Raw genomic sequence first — 14982 nt, 5'->3', positions numbered from 1 at the left:
CTCAGGCGCCCTCGACCGCCGCCTTGATCCGCTGGGCGAAGGCCGGCGCGTCCTTGCGGGCCGCGCTCAGCGCGACACCGACGAGGAGCTTGCCGATGCCGTGGCCCTCCAGCACGTTGTAGATCCGCACCCGCGTCCTGCCGCCCTCGATGGACTCCAGGTCGTAGCCGCCCTCGGTGGCCGTGACGGTGTTCTTGGAGGTCTCGGTCCAGCGGATCCGGGTGGGCGCCACCAGCTCACTGATGCGGAATTCCCGCTTCGTGGTCATCCCGGCGTCCTTGACCGTGCTGAGGAAGACCGTGTCGACCCCGGTGGCGCCCTCCGGGGACTTCACGATCTGCTGCACCCGGGGGCTGAACTTCGGGTCGTTCGTACCGTCGGCAAGGAACGCGAAGACCTCCTCGATGGGGCGGTCGATCTCCGTGGTCGCCTCGAACTGTCCAGCCATGATCACTCCTAAGTCGCTCAAGCAACGTGGGGCGGAAAAGACCCCGGCCCGGCGTGAACGGCAGCCCGCGGGGGCGGGCCGGTGCCGTACCCCCCATTCTCGCGGGTTCGCACCCTCCCCCACCACCCGAAACGTCCGACACGCCGCCCGGGCCCCATCCCGTAAGGGATGCCGGAGCCCGTACGGTACGGCCCGGCGGGGGGAACCGGGCCACATGCTTCCGTTTCCTGCTTCCGCCCCTTGCTTCCGGCCCTTCCTTCCCGGCCCTTCCTTCCGGCCTTTACCTTCCGTCCTTCACGGCAGGGTCTTCTTGGCCGCGACCGGGGAGTCCTCCCGGTAGAAGATGTCGATGTCGACCTCCTCGCCCCCGACGATCATCGTGTCCCAGGCCCCGCTCTCCAGCAGGGTCCGCAGCGTCGCGCTCTTCATCGTGCGCAGATGGTCCTTCAGGACCGTGTCGTCGGGCATGCCGGGAATGCGCGGCGCCAAGCGGTCGCGGATCGCGCGCAGTTGGTCCATCAGCGCGTCGATGTCGGCTTCCTTGTCCAGGCCGCCCGCCGCCTCCGCCCCCTCCGCCGCCGCGATGCTCTGCGCGATCTTGTCCTTGATCGCGGAGGTGACCCCGTCCTCGTCGGTGGTCACCATCGCCTTCCAGGCCCGGCTCTTGTGCCGGTACTGGAGCATCGACATCGCCGCTTCGTGGCGTACGAAGTCGGCGTCGCGGAAGGGCCTCCCCTTCCAGCTGTTCTTGAGCGAGCGCGCGAGCGAAATGGCCGACGCCAGACCGCTGTTGAGCCCGCGCCCCGGCCAGAAGTGGATCGCGTTGGCCGCGTCGCCGAGGAGGAATCCGTACGTTCCCGGAGTGGTCGACGTCGCCGAGTACAGGTGGGCGGTGAAGCGCGGCCGCTGCACCATGTCCAGCCGGAACGCGGTGACGGCGCTGAGGTTCCCCTCGGAGATGCCGAAGAACGCCAGCCCCTCCGTCACCCGCTTCCACAGCGCCGAGCCCCTGACCAGCGCGGGCAGGAACAGCGTGCCGTGGGTGGAGCAGTGGAAGTCGCCGTCCTCGTCGCGTCCCATCACGCAGGGGCGCGAGGCGATGCAGTCCTCGAAGACGTGCCGGACGGGGTCGATGCCGACCACTTCCTTGGCCTCCGCGTCGGTGAGGCGCATGTTCAGGAAGCCCTCGCCGCGCAGGGCGTTCAGCAGGAAGCGGTTCTGCGCGACGGTCAGCAGGACGGTCATGGGGTCCGTCAGGTCGGACTTCACCCGCAGGCCCAGCACGACATCCTGGACGTGATGCCCGTCCAGCGAATAGATCGATTTGTCGGCGTTGCCGAATTTCGACGTGAAATGCTCACGCGTCCGGGACCGGCCGCCCTCGCAGATCGCGAGCACATGGTCCTTGACCAGGGTGTCGTGCTGCTCGGTCGGATCGAATTTCGCCGGAACGAGGGTGATGCGCTCGGATTTCTCGTTCGCTATTTCGAGCAGTTTGTCCTCGACGTGCGCGATCCGGATGTTCCGGGGATTGAATCCGCGAATCGAGTCCGGGCCCGCGGGCCACATCTCGGAATACGCCTCGGGGGTGAAAAGGCGCGCCTGGATCTCTTCGGGGAGATTCAGGTACTGGCGGCTCTGGACCGTGACGACCTGCTGCCGCCGTACGTTCCCCTGGCCCTGGTTCTTCCATACGATCCGCGCGTCCTCCTGGACCCAGCGGCCGTCGTACACCGTGATGGCCACCTGGGGGCCGAGGAAGTGCTCCAGCAGCAGGGCGAGGCTCAGCCCGACCGGTCCGCCGCCCGCGATCGTGACCTTGAGGACCGGGCCGGGTTCGACGGCCGGGGTGGAGGCGATGAGCGACTCGATCAGGGAGAGATCCATGATCGTCTCCATGGCGTCGGCGACCTCGAAACAGAACGTCTCGTCGCCGATCTTGATCAGGTCGCCGGGCCGCAGCACGTGGGAGGTCACGCGCTTCCCGTTGACCAGGGTGCCGTTGCTGCTCCCCCGGTCGTGCAGGACGTAGCCGTCGGCCTCGCGGATCACTTCGGCGTGGAAGCGCGAGGCGCTGCCACCCGTGATGACCACGCTGTTGTCGCCCTTGCGCCCGAAGGTGATCGGCTGTTCGCCGACCGGAAAGCGTCGTCCGGCGAGAGCACCTTCACGCCCAACTATTTCGGGTGGCACAGGTGACTCCTTCCATGGTTCGTAGAGAGGGGTTGTAGGGAGGGGTTGCAGAGAGGGATCGTGGAACTGCTGGGACCGATGCGATGAACTGCTGAGACCGATGCGCGCCCGTCGTCACCGAGCCGCCGGGCGGGGCGTCACGTACCGGGCCGGCCAGGTCCCCCCGCATGATCCGTTTCTGCTTCGGAGCCGGGTCGCCCCTGTTCAGCGCATGCGCCAGGGCCTCCGGCCAGTCGGCAGCATAGCCCGCTGCGCGGCCGGTCCTGAGGGCATGTCAGCGCCCGCGCGTGGCGGGCCGCCGGGACCGGACCGGCCCGGCCCGCGCGGGGTCGTACCGCCTACCGGACACACGAGATCCGCGCCCATCCCGTTCACCCGTCACTTCGCCACTTCCCCCGCCTCCGCCTCACCGCTCACGGCCCGACCCCGCGTCGGGGACGGCTCGCTGAGGGGTAATCGAACACTGGCCATTATTGCCCCAGGAGGGCGTGAATCGCTCCGGTCGTACGGAGGGCGGGAGGGGGCCGGAACGAGGAACCGGAACGATGGGCCGGAATGGTATAACTCCTCAGACAAGCGGAGGAGCTGTCTATGCCGTCATCCATCCGCCGCCACCCCCTGGCGGCCCAGGTCGCCGACGTCCTGCTGGAGCGCCTCCGGGCGGGCGAGTGGCCGCTCGGTCACAAACTGCCCGGCGAGACGACCCTCGCGGCCCAGCTCGGCGTCGGGCGCTCGACCCTGCGCGAGGCGATCCGTGAGCTGTCCGGGAAGGGGGTGCTCGACTCCCGGCAGGGCTCCGGGGTGTACGTCACCGCGCTCGACGTGCCCGAGGACCGTGAGACCGTCCTGCGGAACGCGTCGATCGTGTCGGTGATCGAGGCCAGGATCGCGATCGAGGCCGAGGCCGCCGGCCTCGCCGCGGCGCGGCGCACCCCCGCCGACCTGCGCACGATGCGACGGGCGCTGCGGGAGCGCCGTACGGACGGCCAAAGCCTCGACGCCCACGTCGACGCCGACATGGCCTTCCACCGCACGGTGGTGGTGGCGGCCCACAACGACGTCCTGACCGAACTCTTCGACGGGTTCGTCCCGCGCGTACGCACCGCGATGATCGACATGCTCAGGCTGCGGCCCCTCGTCTCCGAGGAGGCCGATCACGCGCTGCACGAGGCGCTGGTACGAGCCGTCGCGGACCGCGACCCACGGGCGGCCACGGAGTCGAGCCGCTCGCATCTGACCACTCTGAAGGAGGCGTTCGCGTGACGCGGGCGGCGGCGAGGGCCGGGCATCTCCCGGTGGTGGAGCTGGACGACGTGACGTTCCGGCGCGAGGGCAAGGAGATCCTGCACGGCATCAGCTTCGCCGTACGCGAGGGGGAGCACTGGGCTCTCCTCGGCCCGAACGGCGCCGGCAAGAGCACCGTGCTCGGCTTCTGCGGCGCGGTCACGCACCCGACATCGGGTACGGTCCACGTCCTGGGCGGCCGGCTGGGCCGGGTCGAGCTGCAAGCGCTCCGCCGTGCGATCGGCCATGTGAACCCGCGCCACCCGCTGCGGTCACCGCTGACGGTCCGCGAGGTGGTCCTGACGGGTCTCACGGGGTCGATCGAGAGCCCGCCGAGGTGGCGGCCCGGACCCGGCGACCTCGACGCGGCCGACTCCCTCATCGACATGCTGGGCCTGGCGGGCAGGACGGACGCGAAGTGGCCCACCCTGTCGCAGGGGGAACGCGGGCGGGTCCTGATCGCCCGCGCCCTCGTGTGCGACCCGCGCCTGCTCCTCCTCGACGAACCGTCGACGGGCCTGGACGTGGCGGCCCGCGAACAGCTCCTCGAAACGATCGACCTGCTCGACAGCACCCATCCCGCCCTCGCGTCGATCCTGGTCACCCACCACCTCGAAGAACTGCCGACCTCGACCACCCACGCCCTGCTCATCGACGACGGGCGGGTGGTCGCCTCCGGCGCGGTGGAGTCGGTCGTGACGACGGAGAACGTCTCGGCGGCCTTCCACCACCCCATCAACGTCCGGCACGAGGACGGCAGATGGTCCGCGAGGGCGGCCCGCTTCGCCGCGGCGGAGGTCCGCGTACTTGGGGGCGGGTGACGGGAACAGGCAGGGGCAGGGGCGCTTCCGGCGAGCGGAACGTCAGGTGGGGCGGATCGGTCCCGGTGGGGCGATCCGGATCAGGTCGGCGACCAGCTCGCTGAAACGCGCCTCGCCCAGCGCCTCCCGCCAGGGCGCGACGGCGTCCCGGGCTGCCCGGTCGGCGGCCCGGGTGGCGGCCCAGCCGGTCTCGGTCAGCTCCAGGAGGCGGGCGCGGGCGTCGTGGGGGTGGGGGCGCCGGACCACGTACCCCTTGCGGACCAGTTCGTCGACGGACTGGGCGGCGGCCTGCTTGGTCACTCCGAGGTGCTCGGCCAGGTCGGCGGTGGTGGCGCCGCCCCGCGAGATCCGCACGAAGGCGAAGCCGTGCGCCGGCCGCAGATCCTCGAATCCCTGCTGGGACACGCGCGCGTGGATCTCTTGCACCAGCTGTCCGGAGAGGGCCAGTACGAGAGCGGAGAAGGCCAGGGCGTCGTCCATAGGCTTGACTATAACTCGTCAAGCAGCTTGTCTACATGGACAAGCTGCTTGCCCATGAGGAGGAACACCCCCATGCCTTTCATCCGCAGCGACGAGGCCGTCGTGCACGAGACCCACGGCGTCCGGTTCGTTTCGTACATCCGCCCTGGTACGGGCAGCCAGGACCTGGCCGCCTGGCGCGGCGAGATCCCGGCGGGAACGGTGGCGCCGGCCCATGTGATCAGCGAGGAGGAGACGTTCTACGTCCTGTCCGGCCGCCTCCGCCTCACCATCGACGCCGAAACGGCCGAACTCGACGCGGGCGACGCGGCGGTGGCCCCGGCCGGCTCAGAGGTGGCGGTCGCCAACACCACGGACGACCTCACCCACATATGGGTGACCACCCGCGTCGGCCTGACGGCCCGCCTGTCCGACGGCACCAGGATCACACCACCGTGGGCCCATTGAGTGGGAAGGCAACAGGCAGGGACTCTCCATCCCGGCGGTCAGAGGCTGGCGAGAAGGCCATCAAGCGGGGCGGGTACGCGGTCGAGGTCCAGGGCCTCGACCAGAACCCGCCCATAATGGATCTTGCGCCCCTTCTTCGTACCGAGGAAGCGCCGCAACTGCTGCCGCGAGGTACGGCCCTGCTGCGCGGGCTGACGCAGAAACGTCTGGAGGGCGCGCAGATCGCCCTCGGCCTCGACCAGTTCCGCCACCCGGTCCGTACCCAGGGCACGGATCAACTCATCCTCCAGGTCAGCCACGCAGACAAAAAACCCTTCCCGCGCCGCACCGGCCCGCTCCAGCCCACGGGCATAGAAGGAGAACTCCGCCTCGTCACACAACCCCACGAGCCGCAGCCCAAGGCCGGGCGGCCCAAGAAGCTGAACGAACCGCCCCACACTCATCGCACCACCCATAGGCAGCACACAGACCCCTTCGGCGGCCAGATCCCTACCGCGCCGCGCAGCCAACGCACTTACCGCGGCGGCATCACTGGGCCCTTCCAACAGAACAACAACCCGCACGCCCACCCGCCCGGCCAACTCCCGCGCAAGCTCCCCGGAACCACCGGCAGCCCACGCGAGAACCACGTCCCGGAACACCCCCATGTCAGCCACGCCACGAGTCTCCGCCCTTACGGCCCCTCACGGTAGGCAATTTCAACCGACACGCTCCCGGCCACAGCCGCCGAGCCAGTACGCACGCGCCGAACGCACGACGCCACCGACAGGCGATCAGAGACGATCTACACAAAGGGCCCTTGACCAGCACTTTCGCTGGTCGCGGGCCCTGAGCGGCAGACGAGTCGGGCTGTACGCCGGGTTCTGTCTCCCGGTTGCCTCGCGGCGGCCGGGGAGACGGCCATCCATCTAGGACCGGCGTTGCCGCCGGCCTCGTGCGGTCTACCCGCGGACATCGGGCGGGCAGCCCTCAAGCGTCCGCGCAGGGTCTCGTTCTACGGAGGCCCCTCTTGACCTTGCTCCGGGTGGGGTTTACCTAGCTGCCCAGGTCGCCCTGGGCACTGGTGGTCTCTTACACCACCGTTTCACCCTTACCGGGGGCCGAAGCTCCCGGCGGTTTGTTTTCTGTGGCACTGTCCCGCGGGTCACCCCGGGTGGCCGTTAGCCATCACCCTGCCCTGTGGAGCCCGGACGTTCCTCGGCAAGATCGGAGATCTTGACGCGGCCGTCCGCCCGGCTCGTCTGCCGTGTTGACCATGTTACCCGCCGTGCGGGCGGCCCCCGCACGGCGTGAGCCGCTTGACCTTGTCGCGGCGTCAAGGTTTCTACTGGGCGTATGCGGATCGGAGAGATCGCCGCGCTGATCGGGGTCACCCCGCGGGCGGTACGGCACTACCACCACCGGGGCCTGTTGCCCGAGCCCGGGCGCCGGGCCAACGGTTACCGTGAGTATTCGGTACGGGACGCCGTCCTGCTCGCCCGGATCCGCCGGCTGACCGAGCTGGGGCTCGGTCTGGACGAGGTACGGGACGTGCTCGCCGACGACGCCGGGCGTGAGCTGGCCGAGGTGCTCGCGGAGCTGGACGCCGATCTGGCCCGGGAGGAGCGGGCGATCCAGGAGCGGCGCGCCAGGCTCGCCGAGCTGATGGCGGGCCCGCTGTCCGGGGGCGCCGTCCCGGTCTCCCCCGCGTTGACGCGGCTCCTCGGGACGCTCCCCGCCACGGACTCCCCCATGGCCGCCAAGGACCGGGAATTGCTGACTCTCTTTGACACCGCTCACGGCGACCGGCGCGTGTACGAGGCCCTGCGTCCGCTGGCTCACGACGCCGAAATGCTCGCGCTCTACCGGCGGTTGGACGACCTCGCAGAAGCGCCGCGCGACGATCCGCGCATCCCGCCACTGGCGGCGGCGATCGCGGCGGCCGTCCCCGACACGTTGATCGACGCGATCCCGGCGGAAGGACAGCCGATGGACGCGGGCTTCGGCGCCGCCCTGCTGGCCGACTTCGCCCCGGCGCAGGCGGAGGTCGTCCGCCGGCTCATGGAGACGTTGACCGAGCGAGTACGGGCGAGGGTGCGGGAACGGGAACGGGAACGCGCGCGAACAGGTGCTGTGGCGAGGGAGGTCGGGGACGCGTGAGGTGGGGGCATGGTGTGGCGGCGCCGCGTTTCGGGGGCGGGTTCGGCGGGGGTGTGCTGTCCGTACCGGTCTCCGTGCGGCGGCTGTTTCTGCATGAGGTACGGGGCGTGGGCAGCCTGGTCCGTTGGGTCGCACGCCGCATGCACGGGGTGCGTGGCGGCGACCGCGCTGTCCCGTACACCGGGCCGCAGACCGCGATGGTGTACGGGATCCTCTTCGTCTCGGTCGTCGAGACGGTGGCCCTGACCGTCCTGCTGACCCCGTGGCCCCTCGTACACCGCATCATGCTCGTCCTCGACCTCTACGCGGTGCTGACCGTGCTCGCACTGCACGCCGGGTGCGTGACGCGGCCCCATGTCGCGTGCGCGGACGGGTCGTTGAGGATCCGGTACGGCGTGCTCTTCGACCTCCTCGTCACCCGCGACCGGATCGCTTCGGTGCGGGTCGAGCGGCGCTATCCGAGCGGGGGGCTGATTCAGTTCGCCCCGGCGGCGGACGAAGGCGAGGGCGGTGGCGTCCTCGATCTGGTGGTCGGCAGCGAGACCTCCGTACGGGTGGAGCTGACCGAGCCGGTCACGTTCGTACGGCCCCTGGGGCGTACGGGCCGGGCCCGGGTGATCCGCTTCCACGCGGACGAGGCCGACGAGCTGGTACGTGCCTTGCGGGCGGCGCACACCTGAGGGCGCGGGGCGGGCAGGTCCGGGGCCGGGTCGGTCCATTGCCGCGCCGACCCCGCCCGTCGCCTACCCTGGCGCGCGGGGCACCCCCCGTCCCGTACGTCCCCGAAGGAGAACCACCGTGCTCGTGCTGCTCCCCCCGTCCGAAGGGAAGGCCGCCGCCGGGCGCGGCGCGCCGTTGAAGCCGGAGTCCCTGTCGCTGCCGGGTCTCGCCGGGGCCAGGGCCGCCGTACTGGACGAGCTGGTGGAGCTGTGCGCGGCCGACGAGGACAAGGCGCGTGACGTGCTCGGCCTCACCGAGGGGCTGCGTGGCGAGATCGCCAAGAACGTCGGGCTGCGGACGGCGGGCGCGCGTCCGGCCGGAGAGCTGTACACGGGCGTGCTGTACGACGCCCTCGGCCTCGCCTCCCTCGACACCGCAGCGAAGCGCCGCGCCGGGAAGTCGCTGCTGGTCTTCTCCGGGCTGTGGGGTGCCCTACGGATCGGCGACCGGATCCCCCCGTACCGCTGCGCGATGGGGGTCAGGCTGCCGGGACTCGGCGCGCTCGGGACGTACTGGCGGACCCCCATGCGGTCGGTCCTGCCCGAGGCGGCGGGCGACGGGATGGTGCTGGATCTGCGCTCGTCCGCGTACGCGGCGGCGTGGAAGCCGGAGGGCGCGCTCGCCGGGCGTACGGCGACGGTACGGGTCCTGCACGCGCAGGTCGACGAGGCGACCGGGGTCGAGAAGAGGTCCGTGGTCAGCCACTTCAACAAGGCGACGAAGGGCCGGCTGGTCAGGGACCTGCTGACGGCCGGGGCCCGGCCCAGGACGCCCGCGAAGCTGGTGGAGACGCTTCGGGACCTGGGGTACGTGGTGGAGGCGACGGCTCCGGCGGGGGCGGGGCGGACGTGGGCGCTGGATGTGGTGGTCAGGGAGATCCACTGAATCCCCTGAGGTGGTCCCCCGCCGTGCGTTGCGTCGTGCGCAACGCTCGTTGCGTGGTGTGTGTACGAGGGGCAGGATGACGCCATGACCTCCCTGCTCGACCTCGCTCCCGTCATCCCCGTGGTGGTCCTCCACGACGCCGCCGACGCCGTCCCTCTCGCCCGTGCGCTGGTCGCGGGCGGGCTGCCCGCGATCGAGGTGACGCTCAGGACACCGGCCGCCCTGGACGCGATCCGCGCGATAGCGGCGGAGGTGCCGGACGCGGTGATCGGGGCGGGCACGGTCATCACCCCCGCCGGTGTGGCCGGATCGGTGGCGGCGGGGGCGCGCTTCCTGGTCAGCCCCGGGTGGACGCCGACGCTGCTGGACGCGACGCGGGAGTTCGGTGTGCCGTTCCTGCCGGGGGTGTCGACGGCGTCGGAGGTGGTGGCGCTGCTGGAGTACGGGGTGACGGAGATGAAGTTCTTCCCTGCGGAGGCGGCGGGCGGCACCGCGTACCTCAAGTCGCTGAGCAGCCCGCTTCCGCAGGTCCGGTTCTGCCCGACGGGCGGCATCACGGCGGAGTCGGCGCCGGAGTATTTGGCGCTGCCGAATGTGGGGTGTGTCGGGGGTACGTGGATGATTCCGCCGGACGCTCTGGCGGCGAAGGATTGGGGGCGGGTGGAGGCGTTGGCCCGGGAGGCCTCTACGTTGGGGTTGACGCGGCGCGTCTGAGTGGTGTGTTCCGGGGGGCCTTGCGGGTGCGGCCGGGTGCGGGCCGGTGCTCGGTGCGGGCCGGTGCTCGGTGCGGGCCACTGATGTCCTCAATCGCCGGACGGGCTTGAATTGGCGCCCGACGGGCTGGGATCGGCGAAGTGCCGTACGGCGAAGTCCTCCAGGGGGCGGTAACCCAGGCGTTCGTACAGGGCGTTGCTCGTCGGGTTTGCCGTGTCCGTGAAGAGCAGGACCTCCTGCGCGCCCACCTCGCGTGCGGCCTCGCTGACGGCTGCCGTCGCCGCCGCCGCGTATCCGTGGCCGCGGTGTGCGGCCGGGGTGTAGACGGGGCCGACCCTGACCTGGCCCGCCACGAGGGGTGCGGTCGCCGCCAGGGACACCGGTTCGCCCGCGACCTCCCAGAACAACAGGCGGCCGTCCGCCACGCGTTGGGCCGTCGCGGCCGAGTGGTCCGTCCCGGTGGGCTCCCCGATCTCGTCCGCGAACGCGTTCACCCACTCCACCGCGAGCGGGAGATCCTTGTCCGTGGCGTACCGGGCCCGGCCCTCGGGCGCGGGGCTGGGCGGCGTCAACTCCCCCAGCCGGAACAGCCGGAGGCCGGTCGCGCTCTCCTCCGGACCCGCCGCCCACGCCTCGGCGAAGGCCCGCGCGGTCTCCGTACTGCCCTGGACACCGGTAACCGGGCCGCCGGTCGCACGCAACACGCGGGCCAACGCCGACGCGGCGCCCGGGCTCATGGGTCCAAGGACCGGCGGACGCGGCGGTGTCCGCACAAACGCGCCCGTCACTTCCGCCCCAGCCCGCTCCCGCCACCACCCGAAGCGGGCGGGCGCGGCGGGCGCGGCGGGCGCGGCGCCTGCCGCAGCGGCGGCCGAGCCGTTCCGCAGCAACTCGCTCACGGTCAGCAGCACGGTGTTACGCGCCGCGTCCCGCGCGAGGTACGCGCCCGCCGCGCGCCTGAACTCCTCGACGTCCTCTGTCAGTTCCCAGGCCATGGCCCCATGGTGGTACGCCCCCGGCCGCATCGGCACCTCGTTTTCACACCGGCCGGTGCAGGCCTGTCCTACGGCCTTGCCACAGCAACCTGCCAAGATGTTCACCACCTCTAGATGGCGAAGCCTCCGTCGACACTGATCGTCGTTCCGGTGATGTAGCGGGCGTCGACGCCGGTCAGGTAGGTGACAGTGGCAGCGATGTCGTCCGGCTCGGCGTAGTGCCCCAGTGCGGTCAGTCCGCGGATCATGTCGGCGTCGGGTCCGCCGGCGGGGTTGGCATCCGTATCGGTCGGCCCCGGGTGAACGAGGTTGACGGTGATGCCCCGCGGCCCCAGATCGCGCGCCAGGCCCTTGGTCATACCGATGAGCGCGGTCTTGCTCGTCGCGTACAGGCTGAACCCGGGGAACACCGTCCGCTCGGCCATGTTGCTGCCGATGCGTCCCCCGTTGCCCATGTGCCGCGCCGCGGCCTGCGAGGCCACGAACGGCGCCCGCACGTTCACTGCCATGGTTCGGTCGAACTCTGACGGCCCGAGATCCTCCGCAGGTCCGACCAGGAACACGCCCGCGTTGTTGACGAGTACATCGAGGCCACCGAACGTTGCCGCTGTCTCGTCCACGGCCCCGATCACAGCAGCGACGTCGGCGCTGTCAGCCAGGATCGCAAGGCCCCGACGACCCTCCGCCTTGATTTGATCGACCACCTTGGCCGCACTCTCCGAGTCTCGCTCATAGGTCAGCACCACATCGGCGCCTTCCCGCGCGAGCCGCAACGCCACCGCCGCGCCGATGCCACGGCTGCCGCCGGTGACCAGGGCTACTTTGCCTTCGCTCTTGTTCATGGCTCCAGCGTGATCGCCGGAAGGCAACCTGTCTGGCGGTAAACCGCCATGACGTTCGATCACCTCCCCGCAGCGGTAAGCGGTTTGGGCCCGCGGACCGGTGACGGAGCAGCGCCCCCACCGCCCCCCGTCAGCGTCAGCGCAAGTGCGACGTGTCGTTCAGGAGTCTCAACGACGCGTTGCCGTCCGCGTAGTACGCCACAACCGACACCGACGCCGCCGAGAGTTCCATCCGGAACAGTGACTCGGGCGGTGCTCCGAGCGCCAGCCGTACCAGTTCCTTCACCGGCGTCACGTGGGTGACGACCAGGACCGTACGACCCGCGTACCGGCCGAGGAGGCGGTCGCGGGCCGCCGCGACCCGGCGGCCTACCGTCGCGAAGCTCTCGCCGCCGCCCGTGGGGGCCACTTTCGGTGAGCTGAGCCAGGCGGCGAGGTCGTCGGGGTACCGCTCCCGTACCTCAGCGAACGACATCCCCTCCCACGCCCCGAAGTCCGTCTCGCGCAGGTCGTCCTCGATCACGACGTCCAGGCCCAGCCGGTCCGCCGCCGCCTGCGCGGTCTCGCGGCAGCGCAGCAGGGGCGACGAGACGATGTCCTGAATCGTGCCGCGCGCGGCGAACGCCGCGGCGGCGGCCTCCGCCTGCCGGCGGCCGACCGGCGACAGCTCCGGGTCCGTGCCCCCGCTGCCGGAGAAGCGCTTGCTCGGGGTGAGCGCCGTCTCGCCGTGCCGGAGGAGGACGAAGGTCGCGGGCGGTCCGAGGTCGGCGGATCCGCCCCAACCGGTCGACGTGTCGTCCTTCTCGGTCTTCTCGGTCTTCTCGGTCTTCTCTGCCTTCTCGGCGTTCTCGGCGTCCGCCGACGCGTCAACAAGTGCGACAGCAGGCGCACCCGTGGACGCGGGACCCCGCCCCGCCGCCCCCACATCCAGCGCCGCCGTCGACGCCGAGGCGTCCCACTGCCTGCCCTGCTTGCCCGCGTCCATCGCCTCGTTCGCCAGCCGGTCCGCGTGTTTGTTCTTCTCGCGCGGGATCCACTCGTACGTCACCCGGTCCGCCGGCAGGATGCGCGCCGCCTCCGCCGCCAGCGGCCTCATGTCCGGGTGCTTGATCTTCCAGCGGCCCGTCATCTGCTCCACGACCAGCTTGGAGTCCATCCGGACATGCACCCGGGCCTCCGGGTCGAGCGCCTTCGCCGCCGTGAGCCCCGCGATCAGGCCCTTGTACTCGGCGACGTTGTTCGTGGCGACCCCCACGTACTCGGCCGCCTCCGCGAGCGCCTCGCCGGTCCGGGGGTCGAGGACCACCGCACCGTACCCGGCCGGTCCCGGATTGCCCCGGGAGCCGCCGTCCGCCTCCACGTAGAAGGTGGGCGTGGGGGGCGGGGTCGTTCCTTCCGTGGGCACTGTCATCGGCTACAGGCCCGAGTCGGCTGTACGGACCAGGATCCGGCGGCAGTTCTCGCAGCGCCACACCGCGTCGCGCGGCGCCGCCTTGACCTCGTTCACCTCGGTGATGTTCAGCTCCAGCTGGCAGCCCTCGCACCGCCGCCGGTAGAGGCGGGCCGCGCCCACCCCGCCCTGCTGGGTGCGCAGCTTCTCGTACAGCTTGAGGAGGTCGGCGGGAAGGGTCCCGGCCACGACCTCACGCTCCTTGGTGACCGTCGCCGCCTCGGCGTCCAGCCCCTCCGTGGCCGCGTCGCGGCGCACGATCGCGTCGTCGGTCTTCGCCTGGACGGAGGAGACACGTTCCGTCAGCTCGGTGACCCGCTCCTGCGCGGACTCGCGGCGCTCCATCACTTCGAGGACGACGTCCTCCAGGTCTCCCTGGCGCTTCGCGAGCGAGACGATCTCCCGCTGGAGGCTCTCCAGGTCCTTGGACGAGCTGACCGTGCCGGAGTCGAGGCGCTGCTGGTCGCGTACGGCGCGCTGGCGCACCTGGTCGACGTCCTGCTCGGCCTTCGTCTGCTCGCGGGCGGTGTCGCTCTCCTCGGTCTGCGAGGCGACGAGCAGGTCCTTCAGCTGGGCGAGGTCTTTGGTGAGCGACTCGATCTCGGCGTGCTCGGGCAGCGAGCCACGCTTGTGGTCGAGCTGCGACAGCCGCAGGTCGAGGGCCTGGACGTCGAGGAGGCGGATCTGGTCGGCGGGGTCGGCGTTCAGTTGGGGGCTCCTGAGGAGAGGTGGGCGGACCAGGGGTCGGTGACCGTCTTCGAAACGTGGACCCGCAGGTCCCAGCCGTGGCGGTCGGAGATCTCGTCGAGCTGGGCGGCGGCCTGCTCGCACCAGGGCCATTCGGTGGCCCAGTGCGCGGCGTCGACCAGTCCCAGCGGCGAGTGGTGGGTGGCCTCCGAGACCGGGTGGTGGCGCAGGTCGGCGGTGAGGAAGACGTCCACACCCGCGGCTCTGACCTGGTCGAAGAGGCTGTCGCCCGAGCCGCCGCTGACGGCGACGGTACGGACGAGCGCGGCCGGGTCGCCGGCGATCCTGATGCCCTGCGCGGTGGCGGGCAGCCGGTGGGCGACGCGGGCGGCGAAGTCGCGCAGGGTGGCGGGCCGGTCGAGTTCGCAGATACGGCCGAGGCCGCGGCGCCCCGCCGGGTCGGTCGGGTCCGGTACGAGGGGTCGTACGATCCGCAGGTCCAGCGCGCCCGCGAGGGCGTCGGAGACGCCGGGGTCGGCGCTGTCGGCGTTGGTGTGCGCGACGTGCAGGGCGATGTCGTGCTTGATGAGGGTGTGCACGACACGGCCCTTGAAGGTGGACGCCGCGACCGTCGTCGTACCGCGCAGATAGAGCGGGTGGTGCGTGACGATCAGCTCGGCGCCGAGCTGCACGGCCTCTTCGACGATGTCCTGGACGGGGTCGACGGCGAACAGGACCCGGGTCACGGACGCGTCGGGATCACCGCAGACCGTGCCGACGGCATCCCACTGCTCGGCACGCTCGGGGGGCCAGAGGGTGTCGAGCGAGGCGAGGACTTCGGACAGTCGGGGCACGGGGAAAGGCTACCTGCCCGCCG

16 protein-coding genes and 1 other RNA gene are annotated in these 14982 nt (G+C 71.1%); 7 read left to right on the top strand and 10 right to left on the bottom strand.

Going from position 1 to position 14982, the window contains the following annotated elements; all coding sequences use genetic code 11:
• Nucleotide 1: 1 nt before the first annotated feature.
• Entirely contained in the window at nt 2-448 is a 447-nt protein-coding gene (locus OG349_RS25840; protein ID WP_327236860.1) for an SRPBCC family protein, read from the bottom strand.
• Nucleotides 449-742: 294 nt separating this feature from the next.
• Nucleotides 743-2641 carry an FHA domain-containing protein gene (locus OG349_RS25835; RefSeq protein WP_327236859.1) on the bottom strand — a complete coding sequence of 633 codons (1899 nt, stop codon included), beginning with the start codon at nt 2639-2641 and terminating at the stop codon, nt 743-745.
• Nucleotides 2642-3232: 591 nt separating this feature from the next.
• Here OG349_RS25835 and OG349_RS25830 point away from each other — a divergent pair.
• Together OG349_RS25830 and OG349_RS25825 are read left to right on the top strand one after the other, a co-directional pair.
• Complete coding sequence (locus OG349_RS25830) at nt 3233-3904, top strand: FadR/GntR family transcriptional regulator (RefSeq protein ID WP_327236858.1); 672 nt, start codon at nt 3233-3235, stop codon at nt 3902-3904.
• Complete coding sequence (locus OG349_RS25825) at nt 3901-4746, top strand: ABC transporter ATP-binding protein (RefSeq protein ID WP_327236857.1); 846 nt, start codon at nt 3901-3903, stop codon at nt 4744-4746. The genes OG349_RS25830 and OG349_RS25825 overlap by 4 nt, the downstream gene beginning before the upstream one ends.
• Before the next feature lie 42 nt (nt 4747-4788).
• Here the strand turns inward: OG349_RS25825 and OG349_RS25820 are convergent, their stop codons facing one another.
• Nucleotides 4789-5226, bottom strand: a complete 438-nt coding sequence (locus OG349_RS25820) for a MarR family winged helix-turn-helix transcriptional regulator (protein ID WP_327236856.1) — start codon at nt 5224-5226, stop codon at nt 4789-4791.
• A gap of 72 nt (nt 5227-5298) precedes the next feature.
• Between OG349_RS25820 and OG349_RS25815 the strand changes: the two genes are divergently transcribed.
• The gene (locus tag OG349_RS25815; RefSeq protein ID WP_327236855.1) at nt 5299-5673 is read left to right on the top strand and encodes a cupin domain-containing protein; all 375 of its coding nucleotides are present in this window, start codon (nt 5299-5301) and stop codon (nt 5671-5673) included.
• 38 nt (nt 5674-5711) lie between these two features.
• On the opposite strand, the gene OG349_RS25810 is transcribed toward OG349_RS25815, so the two are convergent.
• Nucleotides 5712-6329, bottom strand: coding sequence for a TOPRIM nucleotidyl transferase/hydrolase domain-containing protein (locus OG349_RS25810; protein WP_327236854.1), 618 nt, complete (start codon nt 6327-6329; stop codon nt 5712-5714).
• A 180-nt stretch (nt 6330-6509) separates the two neighbouring features.
• Nucleotides 6510-6913: RNase P RNA component class A (gene rnpB / locus OG349_RS25805), an RNA gene on the bottom strand.
• Between the two features lie 95 nt (nt 6914-7008).
• Here rnpB and OG349_RS25800 point away from each other — a divergent pair.
• The 4 genes from OG349_RS25800 to OG349_RS25785 all read left to right on the top strand — a co-directional run bounded on the left by OG349_RS25800 (nt 7009) and on the right by OG349_RS25785 (nt 10131).
• Nucleotides 7009-7812 (top strand): MerR family transcriptional regulator, encoded by an 804-nt coding sequence (locus tag OG349_RS25800; protein WP_327236853.1) that lies wholly within the window; start codon nt 7009-7011, stop codon nt 7810-7812.
• 14 nt (nt 7813-7826) lie between these two features.
• Complete coding sequence (locus OG349_RS25795; protein WP_327236852.1) at nt 7827-8492, top strand: hypothetical protein; 666 nt, start codon at nt 7827-7829, stop codon at nt 8490-8492.
• Nucleotides 8493-8610: 118 nt separating this feature from the next.
• Nucleotides 8611-9417, top strand: coding sequence for a peroxide stress protein YaaA (yaaA, locus tag OG349_RS25790; RefSeq protein ID WP_327236851.1), 807 nt, complete (start codon nt 8611-8613; stop codon nt 9415-9417).
• Between the two features lie 84 nt (nt 9418-9501).
• Nucleotides 9502-10131, top strand: coding sequence for a bifunctional 4-hydroxy-2-oxoglutarate aldolase/2-dehydro-3-deoxy-phosphogluconate aldolase (locus OG349_RS25785; RefSeq protein ID WP_327236850.1), 630 nt, complete (start codon nt 9502-9504; stop codon nt 10129-10131).
• 89 nt (nt 10132-10220) lie between these two features.
• Here OG349_RS25785 and OG349_RS25780 read toward each other — a convergent pair whose 3' ends face one another.
• The 5 genes from OG349_RS25780 to OG349_RS25760 all read right to left on the bottom strand — a co-directional run bounded on the left by OG349_RS25780 (nt 10221) and on the right by OG349_RS25760 (nt 14959).
• The gene (locus OG349_RS25780; protein WP_327236849.1) at nt 10221-11126 is read right to left on the bottom strand and encodes a GNAT family N-acetyltransferase; all 906 of its coding nucleotides are present in this window, start codon (nt 11124-11126) and stop codon (nt 10221-10223) included.
• Nucleotides 11127-11236: 110 nt separating this feature from the next.
• The gene (locus OG349_RS25775) at nt 11237-11968 is read right to left on the bottom strand and encodes an SDR family NAD(P)-dependent oxidoreductase (RefSeq protein WP_327236848.1); all 732 of its coding nucleotides are present in this window, start codon (nt 11966-11968) and stop codon (nt 11237-11239) included.
• A gap of 136 nt (nt 11969-12104) precedes the next feature.
• Nucleotides 12105-13379 (bottom strand): bifunctional RNase H/acid phosphatase, encoded by a 1275-nt coding sequence (locus OG349_RS25770; RefSeq protein ID WP_327236847.1) that lies wholly within the window; start codon nt 13377-13379, stop codon nt 12105-12107.
• Nucleotides 13380-13382: 3 nt separating this feature from the next.
• Entirely contained in the window at nt 13383-14126 is a 744-nt protein-coding gene (locus OG349_RS25765; protein ID WP_327238726.1) for a zinc ribbon domain-containing protein, read from the bottom strand.
• The gene (locus OG349_RS25760; RefSeq protein ID WP_327236846.1) at nt 14123-14959 is read right to left on the bottom strand and encodes a Nif3-like dinuclear metal center hexameric protein; all 837 of its coding nucleotides are present in this window, start codon (nt 14957-14959) and stop codon (nt 14123-14125) included. The genes OG349_RS25765 and OG349_RS25760 overlap by 4 nt, the downstream gene beginning before the upstream one ends.
• Between the last annotated feature and the right edge of the window lie 23 nt (nt 14960-14982).

This window comes from Streptomyces sp. NBC_01317 (assembly GCF_035961655.1).
Lineage (GTDB): Bacteria > Actinomycetota > Actinomycetes > Streptomycetales > Streptomycetaceae > Streptomyces.
Note: the sequence above shows the minus strand (reverse complement) of the source record. Positions and strands in the feature narration are given on the sequence as shown.

What these genes read in the sequence shown, in the direction of transcription:
- OG349_RS25815 (WP_327236855.1), top strand. Translation starts at nt 5,299, where the DNA reads ATGCCTTTCATCCGCAGCGACGAGGCCGTCGTGCACGAGACCCACGGC.
- OG349_RS25820 (WP_327236856.1), bottom strand. Translation starts at nt 5,226, where the DNA reads ATGGACGACGCCCTGGCCTTCTCCGCTCTCGTACTGGCCCTCTCCGGA.
- OG349_RS25770 (WP_327236847.1), bottom strand. Translation starts at nt 13,379, where the DNA reads ATGACAGTGCCCACGGAAGGAACGACCCCGCCCCCCACGCCCACCTTC.
- OG349_RS25830 (WP_327236858.1), top strand. Translation starts at nt 3,233, where the DNA reads ATGCCGTCATCCATCCGCCGCCACCCCCTGGCGGCCCAGGTCGCCGAC.
- OG349_RS25840 (WP_327236860.1), bottom strand. Translation starts at nt 448, where the DNA reads ATGGCTGGACAGTTCGAGGCGACCACGGAGATCGACCGCCCCATCGAG.
- OG349_RS25780 (WP_327236849.1), bottom strand. Translation starts at nt 11,126, where the DNA reads ATGGCCTGGGAACTGACAGAGGACGTCGAGGAGTTCAGGCGCGCGGCG.
- OG349_RS25785 (WP_327236850.1), top strand. Translation starts at nt 9,502, where the DNA reads ATGACCTCCCTGCTCGACCTCGCTCCCGTCATCCCCGTGGTGGTCCTC.
- OG349_RS25800 (WP_327236853.1), top strand. Translation starts at nt 7,009, where the DNA reads ATGCGGATCGGAGAGATCGCCGCGCTGATCGGGGTCACCCCGCGGGCG.
- OG349_RS25775 (WP_327236848.1), bottom strand. Translation starts at nt 11,968, where the DNA reads ATGAACAAGAGCGAAGGCAAAGTAGCCCTGGTCACCGGCGGCAGCCGT.